Raw genomic sequence first — 21,687 nt, forward strand, 5'->3', positions numbered from 1 at the left:
CTAACCTTATTACCCAAAATGACTCAAAACAAAAATCGGCTGAGTTTCTGGCAAATCTGGAATATGAGCTTTGGATTTCTGGGGATTCAGTTCGGATTCGCCCTGCAAGGTGGCTTCATGTCCAGAATATTCCAGACGCTTGGTGCTGACAAAGACGCCATTCCTCTTCTATGGATTGCGGCACCCTTAACAGGGCTTTTGGTCCAGCCTATTGTTGGGTATCTCAGCGATCGCACCTGGCATCCGAAGTTTGGGAGACGGAAGCCTTTCTTTTTTATTGGAGCGGTCTTCAGTACAATCGCTTTATTTTTTGCGCCATACTCTTCTGCTTTATGGATGGCCGCTGGTGCACTTTGGATATTGGATGCCTCGATTAATATCTCCATGGAGCCATTTAGAGCATTGGTAGCAGACAAACTCCCCGATTCTCAGCGATCCTATGGCTTCGTTGTCCAGACCTTGATTATCGGTATTGGTACATGGATCGCTTCGAATTTACCTTGGCTAATGACTCAAATCGGGGTACCAAACACAGCTGCTGAAGGCGTGGTGCCGGATTCGGTCAAATTTGCTTTTGCAATTGGGGCCTTGGTTCTTTTCACTTCGATCCTGTACACGATTCTAACCACTGATGAGTATCCTCCGGAGGATTTGGAAGAATTTGAAAGAGAAAAAGCTCAGAATAAAGGTTTTTTTAGCGGATTTGGGGAGATCATTAAAAATATTAAAGAAATGCCAACCGTGATGAAACAACTCGGCGTGGTGCAGTTTTTCTCCTGGTTTGCATTTTTTACCATGTGGAGTTTTGCCACACCGGCCATCACCGAGCATATTTTCGGAGCTACGGACACCACTTCTGTGGAATATAATAATGCAGCAGACAGCGTTGGAAACTATCTGGGGACTTACGGTTTGGTCTCCATGTTTTATGCCTTAATTCTTGCTTTCATAGCTTCCAAAATCAAAATCAACCGAAAGCTCCTACACATGGTCAGTTTGATTGCCGGAGGTTTTGGATTCATTTTGATTTACCATATCTCAGAACCTTGGATGCTTCACATTTGTTTTTCATTGGTGGGCATAGCATGGGCCAGTATATTATCCATGCCATATGCTATGCTTTCCAGTTCCGTCGAACCAAAAAAGATGGGAGTTTACATGGGAATTTTCAATATGTTTATCGTTATTCCTCAGATCATTGCAGCACTTGGAGGAGTCAATTTTCTTTACAAAATCCTTTTTGGAGAGGCAGTAATCAATACCATGCTCTTGGCGGGGACACTGTTGATCCTGGCAGGATTTTCAAATCTGCTGATTACCGATCGGACTGCCACCCACGACTAAAAACTTTGCCTTCTATGTGACTTTGTGTTGTCCAAAAAGAAAAACACAAAGTATCAAAGGTCACATAGGGATAAGCAATGAATAAAAAACTTATGAAAAACCTAAGAATCATCGGAGTCCCTGAGCATTTTAATTTTCCCTTTCGGCTTTTGGAGAAAGATCAACCATTCGAAGATCGGGGTATTCAAATCCAATGGATCGATGAATCCCGGGGATCCGGACAAATGAATCAAGCTTTAAGGAACGATGAAGCAGATATCGCAATTCTTTTGACAGAAAGTTTTCTGAAAGATTTTGAAGCTGGAAACCCTTCCAAAATGATCGGATATCATGTGCAAACTCCACTGAATTGGGGAATCCACGTTAGGGCTGATTCTCAATCAGATAACTTATTTGAGTTGCCAAAGAAGCATTTTCTAGTAAGTCGCATGGATTCCGGTTCCCATTTGATGGCACTTGTTTTAGCAAAAAGAGAAGGCTGGAATGCGGAAGAACTTTCTTTCGAAATCATTGGAAATATAGACGGTGCCAAAGAAGTAATGGATAATGGAAATGAAGGACTCTTCCTTTGGGAAAAGTACACCACTGCACCGATGGTCAAAAATGGAACAATGAAACTAATTGGAGAAGTGGCAAGTCCGTGGCCGTGCTTTGTAATGGTAGCATCTGAAAAAGCCTTGGAGGAGTTTGGTGACATAATATTCGAGATTCGCAATAAGATTTATTCGATTTCGAGCGCTTTCAGTGAAAATCCCAATCTCGCAGCAATTCTAGCGGCATTTTATAATTTGGATCAAAATGATGTGGAAAAATGGCTGGATCAAATGAGATGGAGTGTAGAGGCAAAAGTCTCCAGCAAGGAATTAAAAAAATCAATGGGAATAATGAAAGAATTAAGGATAATCAAACGTGAATTAAGCTTTGAACTCTTCCTCACCCTTGAAAGCTTGAGGCTGGAGGATTGATTTTGCAGATGGGAGTTTAACCCAGAACTTTGTTCCATGTCCCAATTGACTTTCAATCTTAATTTCACCCCCACATTTACGGGTGAACTCCTTTGCTAATTGAATACCCAATCCGGAACCCTTCTCTTTGTTGGTTCCGGGGCGTGATTTGGTAATCGAATAAGAATCAGAAAGTAACAATTGAATCTGTTCTTCATCCATACCGATTCCCTGATCGAGAACACACCAATGAACCCAGTTTTCGTCCGTCTCTGAAAAAATGGTCACTGCATCTCCTGTATTTGAAAACTTCACGGCATTGTTGAGGATATTTCTGATTACCACTTCTATCAAATCCTGATCGGCCAGAACCTCGACTTTGGACCCCATTTGGTTGAAAATTGTAAGATTTTTTTCATTAAACGATCCTTGAAGAAGTTTTAAAGAATTGTCTACCACATTTCTAAGGTCAAAATTTGAGTAATTGACCTGAAGTCCATCCATTTGAGACATAGACCATTTAAGAATATTATTCAAGGTGAAATTGACTGAGTCGATATCTTTATTTAAGACATGGAGCAATTCATTAAATTCCTCTTTATCCAAGTGACCGGCCAAAAGTAAATCCACTACTGATTTGACTTGTGAAACAGGTCCTCTCATGTCATGGCCAAGAATAGAAAAAAGCTTGTTTTTAGTTTCATTCATTTCCTTTAGCTGCTCAGATTGATCTGCTAAAGCAAGGTTTTGCTCTTCGATTTTCTGTTGTTGAATCAATAAATTAGTGTTGATCTTGGACACATTTTTATTCATTAAATGGAGCCTGATGCCCAGTGCTCCAATAAGAAATGCCGTGATGGCAAAAAAGATGGAATAGCGACCTGATGTTTGAAGCCGATATGCTTGGTTCTCATTTTGAGCTTTTAAAAGTTCAAGCTCAGATTCCTTCAAATTTTTCTCAAACATTTCCTGAAGCAATACCAGTCGATCTCTGTTTGCCTTATTGAGAAGTGAATCATTTAAAACAAGATACTCAGACTGATGAAAAAAGGCTTTTTGAATTTCTCCAGTTTTCTCGTACAGAAGCCCAATATAACGGTGGCTTTTGGAGAGTTCATCCAAAAATCCATTTTGGCTACAGAGTTCAATTGAATATAACAGAATCTTCTCGGCCTGATCAAACTTTCCATCTAGTAGGTATGCATTTCCTAACCGATGCAAAACTCCTGCTTCAAAAGATTTGACACCTTGGGCTTGGGCCATATTCAAGGCGCGATAATAAATGGACTGGGCGGAATCGTAATTTCCCTTTGCTAAATACACGTCTCCAATGACTCGATGAGCAAAAGATGTCAAATAAGGGGAGCCGGCATTCTCATTCAATTTGATAGACCTTGAGGCATAGGCCAAGGCAGAATCAAGTTGATTGGTTTGGACCAGATTTAATGCAACATTATTCAATGAACGAATTCGGGTGGCAAGATCATTTACTTGAGTCGCTAGCTCATAACCTTTTTTGAATTGCTGAATCGCCATGGAGTAATTCTGTTGCTCATAATAGAGCGCTCCCATGTTGTTCATCAATCTTGCAGCCTGAAGTTGATCATTGGCCTGAATGGCAAAATCATAGGCTTTTTCAGAATATTCAAAGGATTTTTGCCATTGGCCTTGTCGGTAATAAATCCAGCCAATATTTTCCAATGCCCTACTTCTACCGGAAAGATAACCCAAGTCATTAGCCAAAGAATCGGCCTCGAAAGAATAGTCCATGGCCTCTTTTTGGAAACTTTCCCTTAAAGTTGTACCGATTTGATTCAATAAATTGACACGATCTTCATTCGTTTTATCAGGTAAAAGCAATTTCAGGCTATCTACAGTTGAATTTTGACAAAATCCATCTCCAGAGTAAGCTAAAAGTAAGAATGAAAATAAAAGGGTTAGAATCGGGCGACTCACAATATTTCTCTTGATCAAAACTCGCTGCAAAATAGAGATTATCAGAGATAAGCTATGCTTTCTCTGTCTCGAAAATTAAAAAAACTTATTACAATTAAACCCGGATTATGCATTAGGATTCGTAGCGAGGGTTCAAACTGCAAAAAAAAACGGTCACTTTGGAGAGCGAGTCCGCCGCAGCGGATGAATCCGCAATAGATTTTCTAATGCATATTTCGGGTTAAAGATTATCCCAATCCCAGTCTTTGTTGATCTGTGTAATTGCATGATGAGCTGTGAGATCATATTGACAAGGAACGATGGAAATATAATTATTGGCTATCGCCCATTCGTCATTATCTTCTCCCTTGTCAAAATTCACAAAATTTCCGGCCATCCAGAAGTACTTCCTACCCGTTGGGTCATAACGCTCTGCAAACTCCTCCTGCCATTTGGCATCAGCTTGACGGCAGATTTTAATTCCTTTTATAGCCTCATTGCGCTTTGGCGGGAAGTTCACATTTAGAGCAACTCCTTTAGGAATCCCTCGCTCAAGAACCTGATGGGCAATTTTCTCAACCCACTCCTCCACATGGGAAAAATCTGCTTTGGAAGAATAATCACATAGGCTAAATCCAATGGATGGTAAGCCTTCAAGCGCTCCTTCGATGGCAGCTGACATGGTCCCTGAGTACAAAACAGAGATAGAGGTATTAGAACCATGATTAATTCCGCTGACAACCAAGTCTGGGGTCCTGTCTTTTAAAACATAATGCTTGGCAAGCTTGACACAATCCGCTGGGGTGCCGCTGGATTTGAAGGCTAAAACGTCCTCGAAAATATCTTCCTCATATAATCTCAGCGTCTCTCCTATCGTAATGGCATGTCCCATTCCGGATTGAGGACTGTCGGGAGCGACTACTACAACGTCCCCAATTCTCTTCATTACAGAAACCAAAACTCTGATTCCTTTAGAGGTAATTCCATCGTCGTTGGAAACGAGGATAAGCGGCTTTGACATAAAAATTAATTCTTCAATTCGTTATAATATGCGGTAATTCTTAGTAAATCCCCGCGCTTATCATGCTCAAGTCTGTTTTTTCTCATGAACAGATCTATTTCGTCATCATATCCGGGAAGCATGGCAAAGAGATCTTTCTTTTTCAGACTGTAGCGTTGTAAGCGGCCATTTTTGAAAAAATAATAATTGAAAGCAAGGCGATATCCAAAATTGTTTTGCGGACCCCAAAACGGGTTCATCCCCATGGGGCCCCAGTTGTTCATTCCTCGAGTATCAGTTGCGATATACTCCCTACATAACAATGCAAGGTCATTTCCCTCAGTTAATACTTCAAAGAAAGTAGGGGCTTCATATTCTCCATTGATGGCATAAGGAAGACTGTAAAATCTTCTCATTCCACCAAAGATCTCATCGAAGATTTCAAAATTAGAAACATTGGAAGCCGTAAAAGTATCTACTGTTTCAGTCTGAAGTTGAACAAGGTTATTATCAAGATCATATTTGATCTGTCCAGTGCGAGTCGTACCATCCGTAAGATAGATGTTCCCCTTATGCCATACTTGAGAAGGAAACTGACTATTTTGAGCAAAGCCTGAAATCAAGCCCAAAAAAACCAAACATAATGTAATTGCTGTCTTTTTCATGGTCATTATCTTGCCTTGAATAAACGATCAAAACCAAGTTGGGTTTTTGAATTTTTTTGACCGCTACACTATAAGTTAATAACTTTTTACTACTTCAGAATATTATGTCCCATTTTATCTCTTTTAGTTGTGAGATATTTAACGTTATGTGGGTTGGGGAGAATTTCGATGGGAACTTGTTCGATTATTTCCAATCCGTAACCAAGTAGCCCTACTCTTTTCTGAGGATTATTGGAAATCAACCGTATCTTACTTACCCCTAAATCACGCAAAATCTGAGCCCCTACTCCATAGTCTCTACTGTCCATCGGTAAGCCCAAAGCAAGATTTGCCTGAACGGTATCCATACCTTGCTCCTGTAACTTGTAAGCCTTGAGTTTATTGATCAAGCCAATTCCCCTGCCCTCCTGATTCATATATAAGACGACTCCTTTTCCTTCCTTTTCAACCATTTCCATGGCTGCATGCAACTGAGGTCCGCAGTCACATCGGCAGCTACCAAATATATCTCCCGTCACACAGGATGAATGCACTCGCACCAATACGGACTCATTGGGCTCCCATGTTCCTTTAATTAGTGCCATGTGAATCTCATCTGTATTGGTTTGTCTGAAAGCTATCAAATCAAAATCACCCCAGTTGGTTGGTAAATCAACTCCTATCTCACGTTTGATGAGAGATTCATTTTTAAGACGGTAGGCAATCAGATCTTTGATGGAGACCAATTTCAGGTTAAATCGCTCAGCCACTTTCACCAAATCTGGCAACCGGGCCATTGAACCGTCTTCATTCATAATCTCCACCAAAACTCCTGCGGGAGCTAATCCGGCCAATCTGGAGAAATCAATTGCCGCCTCAGTATGACCTGCTCTTCGGAGGACTCCACCTCGTTTTGCTTTCAATGGAAAAATATGACCCGGCTTACCCAATTCGCTTGGATGAATCGAATCATCAATCAATGCTTTGATCGTCTTGGCTCGATCCGAAGCTGAAATCCCGGTAGTACAACCATGACCTACCAAATCCACAGATACAGTAAAAGGTGTCTCAAAAGCAGCCGTATTATTACCAACCATCAATTCCAGCCCTAATTGATCACAACGATCCTCAATAAGTGGTGCACATATCAAGCCTCTCCCATGAGTGGCCATAAAATTGACAATTTCCGGGGTAACCTTTTCCGCTGCACATACAAAATCACCCTCATTTTCACGGTCTTCATCATCCACAACGATGATTACTGAACCGTTTTTGATAGCTTCAATTGCATCTTCTATCGGGTCTAAAGTATAGTTTTCCACTTTGTAGTTTTTGAGGTGATATTTCAAGGCGCAAGTTAGCCGCTTTCCCATTAAAACAGGATCAGACCAAAGAAAGTTTGGTTTTATCCGATCACAATTCCTAGTTCCTTGTCTATTTGAAGCTGGACTTTTTTCAATTCAAAATAAACCTGCTGAAGCTCAAATACTTTGTCCGCATCCAAATGTTCCATTTCGGCAGATTTAATTTTTTGCTTCGCTTCATCCATCATTTTATGGACTAGCCTTCTTTTAAGTCTCAGAATAGACTTGAAGGCTGTACCGGCCAAATCATCGGATTCCGTTGTAATAAAAATCTGATGACGCTCGTGCCAGTGTACAGAAATCTCATGTCGAGGGGAAATCAAATCGATCACTTCCTGCCTTACCTCGGCATCAGAAGAAGAAACAAAAAAATCAGTTTTGGGTATTTCTCCTTGTGCAAGTTTATTCCTGTAGAGATCTAAAAGCTTCTGATAGATTGGTGTCTGAAACTCGATATCCGCTGTCTCTGTCATCAAATATTGACACAGGTGTAATTCTTCATCATCTATTTTTTGCCAACCATAATTGAGCAAAAGCCGAATAGTTTCTTTTTCCTGAATTCTAAGCGTGTCTTCTACCGAAATCTGCGTTTGAGTTGGAATCAACTCCTCGAGTTTTTCCTCAGCTTCGGCTTCTTCTTTTACTTTTTGAAAATGATCCTTTTGACTCTTTATTAAGGACTTATTGAGCTCAGCATGAATAATCTCTTCCTCGATTTGAAGGAGTCCTGAGGCTTCTTTGGCATAAACTGACCGAATAATCGGATCCGGGATTTTACCGATACTCTGAACGATTTCCCGGATTACTTCTGCCTTTCGAATGGGATCTTTTGCAAACTCCTCCTGATATAACCCAATCTTAAAACCGATGAAATCTCTGCTGTTCTCTTTGAGATAATCCTGAAATGCCTGTGAACCGACTTTTCTTGAATAACTGTCCGGGTCATCTCCATCAGGAAAAACGACAGCTTTGACATTCAAGCCACCCTCAAGCAAGAGGTCAATGCCACGAATGGATGCTTTGATCCCTGCGGCATCACCATCATAGAGCACTGTCACTTGATTGGTAAAGCGCTTAATCAGCTTGATCTGACCATCTGTCAGCGAAGTACCAGAAGATGACACGACATTTTCAATACCCGACAGATGCATCGAAATCACATCCGTATAGCCTTCTACAAGAAAGCAATTATCAAGATCCCGAATGGTTTTTTTGGCTTGAAACATCCCATAGAGCACATCACTTTTGTGATAAATGGGTGTCTCCGGAGAGTTGATGTATTTGGGTTGGTTTTTGTCTTTGGTCAGGATTCTTGCACCAAAGCCAATTGCCTTCCCGCTGATGTTGTGGATTGCAAATGTAACCCGACCCCTGAAGCGGTCATAGAGCCGGCTTGGATCTCCTTCTTTTTGAAGAATCAATCCTGCTTTCAAGAGGATCTCTTCTTCAAATCCGGCAGTTTTTGCAGCCTTCAGAAAATAATCCCAGCCATCCAAGGCATATCCCAAGTCGAACTTTTCAATAATCTGAGGATTAAATCCTCTTTCTTTAAAATAACTTAAGCCGATTGACCTCCCTTCATCGGTTTGGAGATTTTTCACAAAAAAGTCCTTGGCAAAATTCAAGGCTATAAAAAGACTTTCCCGTTCGTTTTGCTCAATATTCTGCTCCGGCGTACGAGCTTCATCTTCCTCTACTTCTATCCCATATTTACCGGCTAAGTGACGGATCGCTTCCTGAAAGCCCACCCCTTCGATATCCATCACAAATTGAATCGGATCGCCAGCCTTGCCACATCCGAAGCATTTATAGATCTGCTTGTTGGGTGAAACTGAGAAGGAGGGTGATTTTTCTCCGTGAAAAGGGCAGCAAGCCCACATATTCTGACCTTTTTTCTTTAAGGGCAAGTAATCACCCACTACCTCTACAATGTCGGCGCGTTCTTTTACTTTATCAGAAGTCAGCTTGCTTATGCTCATGAAATGGGAAAGTAAACAAAGTTAAGCGCTCAGATTAGATTAAGAACACAGAAACTGAGAACTATTTGCAAAGGCTCTGAGTTTCACTTTGACTGGGTCAAAAGTGGTTTTATAAAGCCACTTTCTTAGAGTAACTTGCGAAAAATTTAAAATAAGGCATGCAATTGACTGCGGATTTAATAAAGAAATCACTTTCCAAAGTGCAAGATCCGGATCTCAAAAGAGATTTGGTGACTTTGGGAATGATTCAAGGAATTCATATTGATGGGAATAAAGTAAGCTTTAAAGTGGTCCTTACAACGCCTGCCTGCCCTTTGAAAGAAGTAATCAAAAACAATTGTCTGGAAGTGCTCGAACAGGATCATGGATCCGAGTGGGAGTGGGATATTTTTATGACTTCTGAGGTAACAACAGTACGGGATGCCGGGCCAATTTTGCCTGAAGTAAAAAATATCATTGCCATCGCCTCAGGTAAAGGCGGAGTGGGAAAATCCACTACTGCTGTAAATTTAGCGGTAGCTCTAGCTCAATTGGGAGCAAAAGTAGGTTTGATTGATGCTGATATTTCCGGTCCTTCTGTTCCGCTCATGTTCAATGTCGAAGGGGAACAGCCCTCCGTAAAAAAGGTAGGTGAAAAAAACATCATTATGCCGATCCTTCAGTATGGTGTAAAATTGATGTCTATTGGTTTTTTGACTCCCACAGATAGTGCAGTGGTATGGAGAGGTCCCATGGCGAGTTCTGCGTTAAGACAATTTATCGCTGATGTAGAATGGGGCGAATTAGATTATTTACTCATTGATTTGCCACCAGGAACTTCAGACATTCACCTTACGATGGTGCAGACAGTGCCTGTCACAGGAGCAGTAATTGTGACAACGCCTCAAAAAGTAGCCTTAGCCGATGCAAACAAAGGTTTGTCTATGTTTAAGCAGCCACAAATTAACGTTCCCATCTTAGGTGTTGTAGAAAATATGGCTTACTTTTCACCCGAGGAATTGCCTGAAAATAAATATTATATTTTCGGCAAAGAAGGTGGGAGAAAATTAGCCGAAAAATATGATGTGCCGTTTCTTGGAGAAATACCCATTGTCCAAAGCATCAGAGAAAGTGGGGATACGGGTTATCCAGCAGTTTTGAAAAACGGATTAACAAAAGATGCATACATGGACTTGGCAGAAACTGTGGCTCGACAGATTGCTATCCGAAATGCATCAATTAAGAAAACATCCATTGTAGAAGTAAAAGCGTAATTAGAGATAATGCAAGCCGGACTAAGAGAAAAAATTGAATTTGCCTTAGACACAATCAGGCCCTATTTAGAGGCTGATGGTGGAAATGTGCGTGTGGTCGAATTAACTGATGATCTCATATTAAAGATTGAGATGATGGGCAACTGTGGATCATGTCCTATGTCTTCCATGACTTTAAAAGCGGGAGTTGAAGAGGCTATAAAGCGGGCCATTCCTGAAATCATCCGGGTGGAAGCAGTAAATCTTATTGTGGCTTGATCCCCTTTAAATGAGAAAAGGTTTTCGGATTTTCAGCATTCTATTTTTCCTCAAAGGATTTCTGATCTTTTCGTTGACCTCATTTGGACAGAAGATCTCACCTGTAGATCTCTCTCCCGTTATCGGCACGACAATATTGCATGACCACTCTGAGAAATGCGCCCATACAATTATTGAGTCGAAAATCGAGAAAGAAATGGGCTATTTCGGATCCCAAGATTTTTTTGAGGATTGGATAGATCAACAAATTATACTTAAAAGGAAGGCCCCACCAATCGCACGAATTCAAAACGAACGTCGATTAATCCCCGTCGTGGTTCATGTTATTCATAATGGCACACCGGTAGGTTCGGGGGCCAACATTCCTGATACTCAGATTTTTGAGCAAATAAGAGTTTTAAATGAAGATTTCAGAAGGCTCAACGCCGATGCCAATCGAACGCCTGCAGAATTTCTTCCTGTGGCAGCAGATGCAAATATTGAGTTCGTTCTTGCAAAGCAGGATCCTATGGGAATACCGACCTCGGGAATCGTTAGGCTTCAAGGGACTAAAAACTCCTACAGCCCTGACAATGATGCAGTTCTTATTGGACAACTTAGTCAATGGAACCCTGCAGAGTATTTGAACATGTATGTGGTCCCATTGGTCCAACCTTTCATTGGATACGCCTCTTTCCCAATATCTAATTTACCCGGATTGAATTTCTCCCCAACTCCAGCATTAATTGATGGAGTGACGATTGATTATCGTTTTTTTGGAATTGGTGGAAATGCTTCATCTTTTTCATTGGGAAGAACAGCAACTCATGAAGTGGGGCATTATTTCGGACTTAGGCATATTTGGGGAGATGGAGGGTGTGGAGTAGATGATTTCGTACTTGACACTCCCGAACAGGACAACCCCAATACCGCATGTAATCCGACCCTAAGCAGAACTTCATGCGGATCCAATGATATGGTCCAAAACTACATGGATTACACGCCCGATGCCTGTATGAATTTATTTACCAAAGGGCAAGTGGAGCGATTCAATGTTGTTCTTGAAAATAGTCCTCGTCGCGTGACTCTGATAAATAATAGAGCTACCCAAGAACCTGAATTATTTAATTTAGACTTAGCCATTTTACGAATCATCCAACCCGTAGATGCAATTTGTGAATTAACTATTTCTCCGCAAATAGAAGTAAGAAATGCAGGTTCATCTACCATAACTTCTGCTTTGATAGAATTCCGGAGAAATGGATCCGTCCTGGAGTCCAGAAGATTTACCTTAAACTTGGCTACCGGCGGATCGGAAATACTGACATTCAATCCAAATCAACTTGCCGAAGGAAATAACCAAATTGAATTTCGGATTATTCAAGTAAATGATCAATTAGACGAAAATCCTGCAAATAACTCCAAGACCTCAAATCCGATTTTACAGGGAGAAATCACTTTACCATATAATTTCAACATCCAAGCCTTCCCAAGTGATTGGGTAATCAATAATCCAGACCAATCCTTTACTTGGCAAAGAACTAATGTTGTAATCGGTGGTCAGATGCAGCAACTGATTTTTATCCGCCATTATGAATATGAAGGGCAAGGTCAATTGGATTATTTTACTTCACCAATTATTGATCTCGCCAAATTCCCCAATGCACAGCTGGTCTTTGAAGTAGCACATGCCCCTTACGCTCAGGCTGGATTTCAGGACGAATTGATTATTTCTGTCTCAGAGGATTGTGGTTCAAACTTCAACTTGGTGGGTGTAAATTATCAGAAATCCGGTGAAAAACTCGAAACTTCTTCACCAACATTGGACGAATTTATACCTACTTCGAATTCACAATTTAGAACCGAAGTATTCAATTTGAGTAGTTTCAAAAATCTTGGCAAGGTGAGGGTTTCAATCATTACCAGAAATGCATACGGCAACAATATTTATTTAAAAAATATCAGAATCCTTCCTGTAGAGGAATTAAACTACGGGGTCAAAGTTGCCGAAATATTAGTGCCCACGCCGATAAGCTCCGGAAATCACACAGAGGAAATCGTAAGGGTTACCAACACTGGAAACCTACCATTTTCGAAATTTCTCTTTACGCGTACCTCCAATACCTCTTCACCACAAACGTTTTTGGTATCAGGGGTAAATATCGCACCTAACGCCTCTATTGATCTTGATATACCAAAATCCACATTTGGTGCAAAAAACAGATTACGGTATTCGGTGAGAGAACCTAACTTCGATCAAAATCCACGACCGATCTCTGAATTGAGTAGATATCATCTACAAAATACAGAAGCAATTACTGCTCCGTGGAGGCAAAATTTTAATACAAGCACAACCCTTGCACCCTGGCTGACAATCAATCCTGAGAATGATTCACCAGCTTGGACAGTGACTCCAATTTCAAATGGGCAAGGAGTTAACAACGCAGCAAGAATGCAAAATGGTCAGGCAGGAAATAGTTATTGGCTGGGATCTCCGGCTTTTGACTTGACCATATCCAGACAAGCCAGTATTTTCTTTGATTTGGCAGCGGGCCAAGTAGATGCAGCGACAAGCTTATACTTGCTAGCGAGCAAAGATGGAGGAATAAATTATGATACAGTTTGGATAGCGACAGGGCAAGCATTGTCGACTGTAACTTCTGGTCAAGCTAATCCAAATAATCCGGGAGATTATACTCGAACCTATGTCAACCTCAGCGATTTTGCCGGAGAGGATGCATCAAATGTAAGACTGGCATTTGTCCTTACCATATCAGGAAGTAATAATGACCCAGTCTATCTCGATAATTTGGAACTCTTCCTTAATGCAAATCCTAATCCGGTAATTCCTTCACAAGGATCGAGTGTTTTATATCCAAATCCAGCGAGAGACTTCTTTAGCTTAGCTTTCAATTTCCCTGAGGAAGATGATGTGACGATCCAGATTATTTCGGCTACAGGAGCGATTGTCCATGAAGTTGAATATGCCAGAACTTTGAACCAGACCTATACCTTTAGCACAGAATTATTTCGGCCGGGAGTTTATATCATTCGAATTAGCAGTAATTCACTGCAAGAAATGAAACGATTGTTGATTAATTGATCTTAAAAATAGCCGAAAAGAGGTCTTTCGGCTTATTTTTTGTCTGCTAATTCAAAGTGTTTTTATCACTTTTGTTCGCTGTGCGTCCAAAAATCCCATTAACTTAGTCTGTTTCAATTGTATCAATGAATTCATTTAGTTCTTCTTTCAAAAAAATTCTGGTCAATTTACTGATCGTTATCGGCTTGACTGCCCTTTTGGGATTCCTTTTCCTAAAAGTCTATCTCCCCTTCTATACGCACCATGGGGAGACCGTTACTGTACCGGACTTATCCGGTTACAGGTTTCTTGAAGCCAGTCAATTGTTAAAAAATACGGGACTCCAATATGAGGTTTCTGTGGACTCAGGATTCAGTGCAGATCTGCCAGCCTTGGCTATTTTGAAACAGATTCCTGATGCAAGTTCTCAAGTCAAAACAGGGAGAAGAGTCTATTTGACCTTGAATGCTAGAAATGCTCCGCTCCTCAAAATGCCAAACCTTGTCAACATGCCGTTGAAGAATGTGCAAGAAATTCTTTCAAACATTGGCTTGCAAAGAGGAGATATCGTCTATGTACCTGATATAGGAATTAACGTAGTGTTGGACCAACGTTACAGAGGAGTAAGTGTGAAAGAAGGCTTTGAAATACCCAAAGGAGCTACTATAGACCTCCTAGTAGGTGATGGTATGGGGAATCAATTACTTTTTGTGCCTGATCTCAAAGGATTGGAAGAAGAAGAGGCTGAATTTCTAATTTTAGGATCTGGACTTCGCCTCGGTAATAAAAATTACTCCTCAACTGATTCTGTGGCATCAGGGAGAGTTTTCTTGCAGTCACCAGGTCCAGGCATGGAAGTGAGAACCGGTGAATTAATCAATATTTGGATATCCAAAAATTAATCGTTTGAGAAAGTTCTTGAAACCTTGGCCCCTAATTTTCAACTTTGTAATCATCTTTTTACAAGGACAATTAGCCTTTGCCCAGTTCGTCGAGATCGCTCCAATTCATAAACAAAAGTTTACATCAAATACTGAGACTTCTACTTCAGGAAGAATTCAAAATATAAATTCCCTTCCCTTTTGGGATGATTTTTCGACCGGAATTGACACACTTAAGTGGACAACTAGGGGCTCATCCTATACCGAGACTATCGCTCAAAACCCACCCTCTTTTGGTTCAGTTCTATTCAATGGAGTGGATCAAAATGGTAGACCTTATTCAAATCAGATTGGTGATCAAGGTGAAACCGATTTTCTTACCAGCAAACCTTTTAACCTCAGTTCTTTATCGAATTCAGAAAAAGAAAGCTTATACCTAAGCTTCTTTTGGCAAGCTGGTGGAAAAGCTGAGGCTCCTGATTCAAATGACCGTTTTACACTTCAAATTCTAAATCAGGCTGGAGAATGGATTACGGTCTGGTTTCAAAATGGAGGAAATGATCTTAACAGGACGACATTCACCCAGGAAATCATAAAAATCCTACCCGAATGGCAGCATTCAAGTTTTCAGTTTCGGTTTTTTTCCAGAGGAAGACAAATTGGTCCTTTTGATAGTTGGCTATTGGATTATGTTTACCTGAACTCCAATCGAAATCAAAATGACCTAACCTATCGGGATAGAGCATTGACCCAAACCAATCAGGTGAATTTTGGAGATTATAGTGCTTATCCTTTGGAGTTGCTGAAAACCGATCAAAAAGGACTTTGGTCAAGAATCCAAAATCAGTTTCTGAATCTTGAGAATCGTTTTCGCGCAATGGAATATTCAATACAAATTGAAGATAACCTGGGTAATCCACTAGTGATAGTCAATGACGACACACCATTTAATCCAGTACCAAATTCTTTAGAAAGAAGAACTTTTTTAAGCAGAGAATTTGACAATATTCCTATTCCACTTGAAGAAATTGACATAATCATCACGACTTCCCTCACTTCAGGAGATGGCTTTTTGTTCACCATACAGAATGGAGATACCATCCGATCAAATTCGGTGGACTATCGAATAAATGATACTATAAAAACAAGTTTCCCCATTCGGGATTTCTTCGCATATGACAATGGCTCAGCGGATTATTCTGCCGGTATAAATCAACGCTCCGGACAATTGGCAGTACAATATGATTCTCCTGAACCTGTTTTCATAAAGGGAATTTCAATCAATTTCACCAACGCAAGTCAAGCTAATCAGCCAATAGATATTGTGATTTGGGATGAAATTGATCGACGTCCTATTTTTTCGAAAGAATCACTAATCCCGGAAAAAGTGCCTGGACAGGATTTCTCCTATTATGCTTTGGATACAAACATCAGGGTATCAGGAGAATTTTTCGTTGGCTTCACTCAGTTTTCAAATGAATTTATTCATGTGGGCTTAGATAAGGTCAACGATCAAGGATCAAAAATTTACTACAATGTCGGCGGAGGCTGGGTGCAAAACGAAGATGTCAAAGGCTCCCTCATGATCCGACCACATGTATCATTAGCTGCCCCGTTTGAACAAAGCCAAGCACCTCCATCAAACTATAGAATCTTCCCCAATCCTGCAATTAATCGAGTAATGATTGAGGGTAAGTTTTCAGAAATCTTAATCTTCGATTCCTTTGGAAGGCAGATTTTGTTACCAAGAGAGCGAACCGATGAAGGAGAAATTGTTAATTTTGAAGGACAAAGGCCGGGAGTCTATGTAATCAATTTGATTACCGAAGTCGGATCAAAATCATTTCGAATCTTAGTCACTAAATAAAATGGAAGATATCACAGTATCAGAACTCAAAAATCGACTCGATAAGAGAGAGAAATTTCAATTTCTTGATGTACGAGAGGAATGGGAATACGAAGAAGACAATCTTGGTGCAATGAATATTCCCCTAGGAGAACTGCCCCACCGAATTTCAGAACTTGAGAAATTCAAGGATGAGGAAATCGTCGTTCACTGCAGGTCTGGAGCTCGAAGTGGCAATGCTAAGAAATTCATGGAAAGCAAGGGATTCAGTCAAGTAAGGAATGTCCTTGGAGGAATTCTAGCCTACAGATCACTTTAATATTAAGGCCCGAGTTTGAATAGTAACTTGGAATTATTTTTTATTCAAAAATGAAAGGCCGCGGTGAAAAACACACCGCGAAAATCAGGATTGCGATCCATCCAAGTATTTTTCTTTTGGTATCGAGAGGTCGAAATCCCGATACTTCAGGATGATTAACTCCCATCACTCTACCCAATAAAAAGCCGTAAAAAAGCCATCCCTGATATCCCTCCCATTCGGGTTTGATAAATGCCAAGACGTATTGACTTGCGGCAAGTAGCAGTACAATGGTGAGTTTATTTTGAGCCGTAAAATCAGTTCGGGAATAACAGATATATAAGAATCCTATATACAGCGGCAACCGGATGATGAGCTCCTCCACTGGCATTGCCGGACTGATCATCCCTACCCCAGCATACCCTAGAAATAGCGTAAAGACTGCGATAGAAATTTGCTTATGATACTTTGGGGAAAGCCCAAAAACCACGTGACCTCCATCAAGTTGTCCGATAGGAAGAAGATTAAGCGCAGTAAAGAAAAGCGCCAAATAGCCCGCAAATAAAAAGGGGTAATGGATCATCTCAGACATCGAGGGCAATCGCTCGGGATCTGCAAGGACCTCCCCCATCGCCCAGAATAGTAAATTCCCTCCCAATTCAAAATCCAACACATCTTCTCCATACCCTTCAAAATCAGGGTCGGCATATTCCGGATGTACCGAATAAATAAAATCAGCAGGTGGTAAAGTAGTAAACCCGTAAACCAATACTCCAAATGCAATCACAAAACCTGCCAGCGGGCCGGCTACTCCAATATCAAAGAATTTTTTACGGCTGTTGATAGAGCCTTTCATACGGATTATCGCACCGAAAGTCCCAATTGATGGTGCGCCAATGAATCCAAACCAAGCCGGAATAAAAAAGGGCAAAGTACACTTTACCTTGTGGTAGATTGAGGTAAAAAAATGTCCCAGCTCGTGGATAAGAAGGATTCCTACAAATGGAATCGAAAATGCCATGGACTTTACGAAATATTCCCAAGTCAAAAATGAGTCTCCGTCGGCCATGACTGATTTGCCATAAACCCACTCACCACCAGCCAGCGTCGTGGTGATGAAAGTAAGAATCAAAAGAAATCCGTGAATGAGGTACTCTTTGGGTTTATACATGTTTGAAAAAATCAAAAATCACATTCGGACCGGTCACATGAACTGCCTGAATGCCTACAGATGCCGCCCCTTGAACATTCGCTGCCAAATCATCAAAGAATACCACCCGATCAGCAGAAGTACCCAATTCGTCAAGCATTTTAGTATAGATTTCTTTGGATGGTTTTGCCAAGCCCATCTCATGACTGTAAAATACTCGATCAAAAAGCGGTTCAAATCGATCCATCTCAAAATCAGTTTTCAACATCTCATAGACGGCATCAATATGTATCTCATTGGTATTGCTGAGAATTCCTACTTGGTAGGATTGTTTCAATTTGGAAATTAATTCCAAGCGCTCCTTTGGAATCTTTCCCAGCAAACTGTTCCAAAGTTCATCCACCTTCTGATCGTCCCAGTTTTGTTGGAAATAATTTCTTACTTCATTTCGAAAAGTTGGTGAATCTATTCCACCTTTTTCATAGGCCTTATGAAAATCTGTGATGTAAAAGGAATCTACTTTCAATTCGAACGAACTGGGAAGCAATGATTTAATGAGATTCAGGGATCGGTGATAATCAATATCGATAATCACATTGCCAAGGTCAAAGATCAAAAAGTCTGCATCAATCGCATTTTTCATTCGCAAAACGGGTTGTGTATATGAACTCAAATATGTAACATTGCACTCCCAAAACCAAGGTTTGAGGCCAATTGAGCTGGAAATTTGAGGTTTAAGAAAGTCTTATCGCTATCGTGATGAAAATTTAGATGGTATAAGATTATAAAGGGCCTATAGCTCATTCGGTTAGAGCAACTGACTCATAATCAGTAGGTGCCTGGTTCGATTCCAGGTGGGCCCACAAAGCCATTCAAGAAATTGGATGGCTTTTCTATTTTTATACATGGAAAAGTTTGTTTTAACTTTTGGGATTACTTCATTTGAAAAATAAATTAATTACTAATGTCAGTTGAAGAATTCATAGCCCAGTACGACCCAAAGGTTCAGGACGCTTTTTTGCAACTCAGAAAATTAGCCAAAGAACTACTTCCTGAAGCAGAAGAGATTTTTTACGAAGGCTGGAAAAACATCAGTTACGGAACAGGCGAAAGCAGGTCAGATAAGGACCTGATTATTTACATCGCACCATTTAAGGACAGTGTGAATCTTGGTTTCTTCAGAGGTGCGATTTTGCCTGATGAAAAAAAGTTACTCCAAGGTACCGGTAAATTGATGCGTCATTTGAAAATTAAGAAATTGACCGATTTTGATCTGGACGTCATTAAAAGCTTAATTCTGGAAGCGAAAGTTGAAAGGTTTGGAGGGAAATAATTGATTTAAACATGTATCAAACTTCCTTTCTTTAATCTGAAGTGAAGGGTTAATCATCGATAGAAATTCTTATTTTACTTCATTCAACCCTGCATAAAGCTGTGCCACCAAACCCATACCAAATTGGGTTATTACCCGGTATCCGCTTTTTTGGAGGTCTTCTCCTCCTCTATTGATCTGTGAAACCGATCTCAGAAAGCCATCTTCGGAAACATATTCCTGTACGCCTTGGTAAGCCAATTTTGCTGCATTGTTAAATTCTTCACCCAGAATTCCCATTCGAAATCCCCATGCAAAAGCAGCTGCGATACCTGCAGTGGCGGAGGTGTCCACACCCGTTTCGGGAAGATCGATATAGGAGTAATACATGCCATTAGGATTTTGAAGCCCCAAAACAAAACCAGACTGCTTCACAAAATCTTTTCGGATTTCTTCCAATCCGTCAATTTTTCCGAAATCTGAATTTTCAAATTCCCGAAGGGTCTTAACAATTCCCAATAAATACCAAGCCACTCCCCGACCCCAATTCTTAAATGTTTTATGGCTATCTGAAGTCGATCTTTGGTAAATGCTGCTTGTTTCAGACAAATATTCTCGCCTAAGCAATAGGTGATTAACAGCCAACTCCGCCAATTTCCTGTTTTTCCTTTGGCACGCTATTACTGAAAGTGGATAGGCCAAGGTATAACATCCCTCTGTGGTGACATCACCAGTGAAATCTCTTTCTGATGGGTTTTTAAGTTTTTGGATGTATTCCAGTGCCCGCAAAATAGAAATATGGTCCGGGTACAAATTTGCTATGGCGGCAAATGGTAAAAAATCCTCCAAACTATTGAATTTACCATCCATAGGGATAGTATGTGGACTTTCGAAAATAATTCCTTTTTCAGGGTCCAAGTAAGAATTCAATTGGGTTTTAAGAGTCGCTGTGGCGGGTGATTTGCCCTGTTTATGAAGTTCAAATAGGCCATCTTGCACACATCCTCCCAACCAACCAAAAGGACTGAAAGAATTCATGGAATAAAGATTCTTAAAGAAAGCATCCTCCTTGTTTGTTTTTTCAGGCAAGAATAAATGTGGCTGCAACCCGGAATTATCTTGACGCTGTGCGTCCAAACCATAAAACCACGCTTCTTTACTTCCCTGTATCAATTCTAAGCCAATACCTTCCTTGAGAATCTGTCGGTAATAAGATGCAGAAATCTCCAGCTCAAAAGGTTGAAAAGGATGAGAATATCGAATATCAAAAATACCCAGTTCGATTTTTGATTTCGGTAGAAAAGCTTTGATTTTTACATGCTCCCGAAGATCCAAAGCTGAACTCAGACGGAGGAAAATGGAATCGGTTTTTGTTTTTTTTCTTGACTTGGAAAAGGAAATTACCGTCGGTGAATTTTCATCTTTTGTCAGGATCGGAAAAGCTTCCCATCCTAATGGAATTCGTTTAGCCGGATCTACAGTTTTGACAGGAAATTGTGAGTCAGTGGAAAGTTGACGGAAATCATTGGAATTAGAATCTTTTAATATCAATGCAAATCCATCTTTGATGAAGGCTATGGAAACGGCACCAACAATAGCCCCATTAACCAAAAATTTTCTTCTATTCATTAGTTGCGATTTCATTTAAAGGTCAAAACTAAAATCCATTCTGGATGGTGTTAGGGCCAAAAATACGGCTTTCGTATTTCCATTGGCAAATTATTAGGGTGAAATCATACCCACTTTAGTGAGATTTTTTGGCAGATAAAAGGATGAAAAAGTTTCCATCTCCAAGATGATTAAGACCACATTGGAAAGTTAAATCCCTTTCCAATGTGCAAAGAAAACGTGTATGACGCTTATTCTGAAATTGATTTACAAAATTTGCTGAAATTGTAATGTAAAAATATCCGCCCTTTCGTTTTTCTAATTGTTTTATAACTTGTTCACTCTGGTAACCGTCCATTTATATTAATGAATTCCATAGTGCTTCTTTAAATCCTGATATGGCAATCGCTCCTCTAACAACGATTGGTCTTTTTATCATAAAAGGGTTCTCTATAAGTTTTTCAATTGCAAAATCATTGTCATTCATAATTTTTTCTTGAACTTCTTTGTCTAATTTTTTAAAGATAAGTCCTTGAGGTGTCACAACCTCTTTCTTATCGAGAATGGAAAATAAATTCTCTATGATTTCTCTTGTCACACCACTTTTTTTGTAATTGTGAAATTCAAAATTAATGCCGTTTTCTTCTAAGAATTTTATACCTTTTGCAGTAGTATCACAACTTGGCATACCGTAAATAATTGTTTTGTTGCTCATTTTGTTTTAATTTTTATGGTTAAAATTTAATTAAATATTATTGCTTGTCTTTTGATTGAATGACATTGCTTCTAAATCTAATATTGGTAAATGGC

18 protein-coding genes and 1 tRNA gene are annotated in these 21,687 nt (G+C 40.1%); 10 read left to right on the plus strand and 9 right to left on the minus strand.

The window, feature by feature from the left end; all coding sequences use genetic code 11:
* The first annotated feature begins 18 nt into the window (after positions 1-18).
* Both ACK4HU_RS05865 and ACK4HU_RS05870 read left to right on the plus strand, forming a co-directional pair.
* Complete coding sequence (locus ACK4HU_RS05865) at positions 19-1,344, plus strand: MFS transporter (RefSeq protein ID WP_409804220.1); 1,326 nt, start codon at positions 19-21, stop codon at positions 1,342-1,344.
* Positions 1,345-1,436: 92 nt separating this feature from the next.
* A complete protein-coding gene (locus tag ACK4HU_RS05870; protein ID WP_409804222.1) occupies positions 1,437-2,309 on the plus strand; it encodes an ABC transporter substrate-binding protein in 873 nt (290 codons plus the stop codon).
* On the opposite strand, the gene ACK4HU_RS05875 is transcribed toward ACK4HU_RS05870, so the two are convergent.
* The 5 genes from ACK4HU_RS05875 to dnaG form a co-directional block, all read right to left on the minus strand.
* Positions 2,259-4,058, minus strand: a complete 1,800-nt coding sequence (locus tag ACK4HU_RS05875) for a tetratricopeptide repeat protein (protein WP_409804224.1) — start codon at positions 4,056-4,058, stop codon at positions 2,259-2,261. The genes ACK4HU_RS05870 and ACK4HU_RS05875 overlap by 51 nt on opposite strands.
* A 406-nt stretch (positions 4,059-4,464) precedes the next feature.
* Entirely contained in the window at positions 4,465-5,244 is a 780-nt protein-coding gene (gene surE, locus ACK4HU_RS05880) for a 5'/3'-nucleotidase SurE (RefSeq protein ID WP_409804227.1), read from the minus strand.
* Positions 5,245-5,249: 5 nt separating this feature from the next.
* On the minus strand, positions 5,250-5,888 hold the full coding sequence (locus ACK4HU_RS05885; protein ID WP_409804229.1) for a hypothetical protein: 639 nt from the start codon (positions 5,886-5,888) through the stop codon (positions 5,250-5,252).
* Between the two features lie 89 nt (positions 5,889-5,977).
* Positions 5,978-7,240 (minus strand): bifunctional 3,4-dihydroxy-2-butanone-4-phosphate synthase/GTP cyclohydrolase II, encoded by a 1,263-nt coding sequence (locus ACK4HU_RS05890; protein ID WP_409804231.1) that lies wholly within the window; start codon positions 7,238-7,240, stop codon positions 5,978-5,980.
* Positions 7,241-7,272: 32 nt separating this feature from the next.
* Positions 7,273-9,210: a DNA primase gene (gene dnaG, locus ACK4HU_RS05895; RefSeq protein ID WP_409804234.1), complete on the minus strand. Its 1,938-nt coding sequence runs from the start codon at positions 9,208-9,210 to the stop codon at positions 7,273-7,275.
* 158 nt (positions 9,211-9,368) lie between these two features.
* On the opposite strand from dnaG, the gene ACK4HU_RS05900 reads away from it, so the two are divergent.
* From ACK4HU_RS05900 to ACK4HU_RS05925, 6 genes are all read left to right on the plus strand, one after another.
* Entirely contained in the window at positions 9,369-10,463 is a 1,095-nt protein-coding gene (locus ACK4HU_RS05900; protein ID WP_409804235.1) for an Mrp/NBP35 family ATP-binding protein, read from the plus strand.
* 9 nt (positions 10,464-10,472) lie between these two features.
* Positions 10,473-10,721 (plus strand): NifU family protein, encoded by a 249-nt coding sequence (locus ACK4HU_RS05905; protein ID WP_409804237.1) that lies wholly within the window; start codon positions 10,473-10,475, stop codon positions 10,719-10,721.
* 10 nt (positions 10,722-10,731) lie between these two features.
* Positions 10,732-13,803 (plus strand): choice-of-anchor J domain-containing protein, encoded by a 3,072-nt coding sequence (locus ACK4HU_RS05910; RefSeq protein ID WP_409804239.1) that lies wholly within the window; start codon positions 10,732-10,734, stop codon positions 13,801-13,803.
* A gap of 125 nt (positions 13,804-13,928) precedes the next feature.
* Entirely contained in the window at positions 13,929-14,684 is a 756-nt protein-coding gene (locus tag ACK4HU_RS05915; RefSeq protein WP_409804241.1) for a PASTA domain-containing protein, read from the plus strand.
* Between the two features lie 4 nt (positions 14,685-14,688).
* Positions 14,689-16,530 carry a T9SS type A sorting domain-containing protein gene (locus tag ACK4HU_RS05920; RefSeq protein WP_409804244.1) on the plus strand — a complete coding sequence of 614 codons (1,842 nt, stop codon included), beginning with the start codon at positions 14,689-14,691 and terminating at the stop codon, positions 16,528-16,530.
* Position 16,531: 1 nt separating this feature from the next.
* Positions 16,532-16,828, plus strand: coding sequence for a rhodanese-like domain-containing protein (locus ACK4HU_RS05925; protein WP_409804246.1), 297 nt, complete (start codon positions 16,532-16,534; stop codon positions 16,826-16,828).
* A 40-nt stretch (positions 16,829-16,868) separates the two neighbouring features.
* Here ACK4HU_RS05925 and ACK4HU_RS05930 read toward each other — a convergent pair whose 3' ends face one another.
* Both ACK4HU_RS05930 and ACK4HU_RS05935 read right to left on the minus strand, forming a co-directional pair.
* On the minus strand, positions 16,869-17,978 hold the full coding sequence (locus ACK4HU_RS05930; protein WP_409804249.1) for a site-2 protease family protein: 1,110 nt from the start codon (positions 17,976-17,978) through the stop codon (positions 16,869-16,871).
* On the minus strand, positions 17,971-18,600 hold the full coding sequence (locus ACK4HU_RS05935) for an HAD family hydrolase (protein ID WP_409804251.1): 630 nt from the start codon (positions 18,598-18,600) through the stop codon (positions 17,971-17,973). The genes ACK4HU_RS05930 and ACK4HU_RS05935 overlap by 8 nt, the downstream gene beginning before the upstream one ends.
* Positions 18,601-18,746: 146 nt before the next feature.
* On the opposite strand from ACK4HU_RS05935, the gene ACK4HU_RS05940 reads away from it, so the two are divergent.
* Together ACK4HU_RS05940 and ACK4HU_RS05945 are read left to right on the plus strand one after the other, a co-directional pair.
* Positions 18,747-18,820, plus strand: a tRNA-Ile gene (locus ACK4HU_RS05940).
* Between the two features lie 101 nt (positions 18,821-18,921).
* On the plus strand, positions 18,922-19,290 hold the full coding sequence (locus ACK4HU_RS05945) for a DUF1801 domain-containing protein (RefSeq protein ID WP_409804253.1): 369 nt from the start codon (positions 18,922-18,924) through the stop codon (positions 19,288-19,290).
* A 69-nt stretch (positions 19,291-19,359) separates the two neighbouring features.
* Here ACK4HU_RS05945 and ACK4HU_RS05950 read toward each other — a convergent pair whose 3' ends face one another.
* Both ACK4HU_RS05950 and ACK4HU_RS05955 read right to left on the minus strand, forming a co-directional pair.
* Positions 19,360-20,898, minus strand: coding sequence for a glycoside hydrolase family 88 protein (locus ACK4HU_RS05950; RefSeq protein WP_409804256.1), 1,539 nt, complete (start codon positions 20,896-20,898; stop codon positions 19,360-19,362).
* A 337-nt stretch (positions 20,899-21,235) separates the two neighbouring features.
* Complete coding sequence (locus ACK4HU_RS05955; RefSeq protein ID WP_409804258.1) at positions 21,236-21,592, minus strand: arsenate reductase family protein; 357 nt, start codon at positions 21,590-21,592, stop codon at positions 21,236-21,238.
* Positions 21,593-21,687: the final 95 nt, after the last annotated feature.

The sequence above is a fragment of the Algoriphagus sp. genome (genome assembly GCF_046296635.1).
Classification (GTDB): domain Bacteria; phylum Bacteroidota; class Bacteroidia; order Cytophagales; family Cyclobacteriaceae; genus Algoriphagus.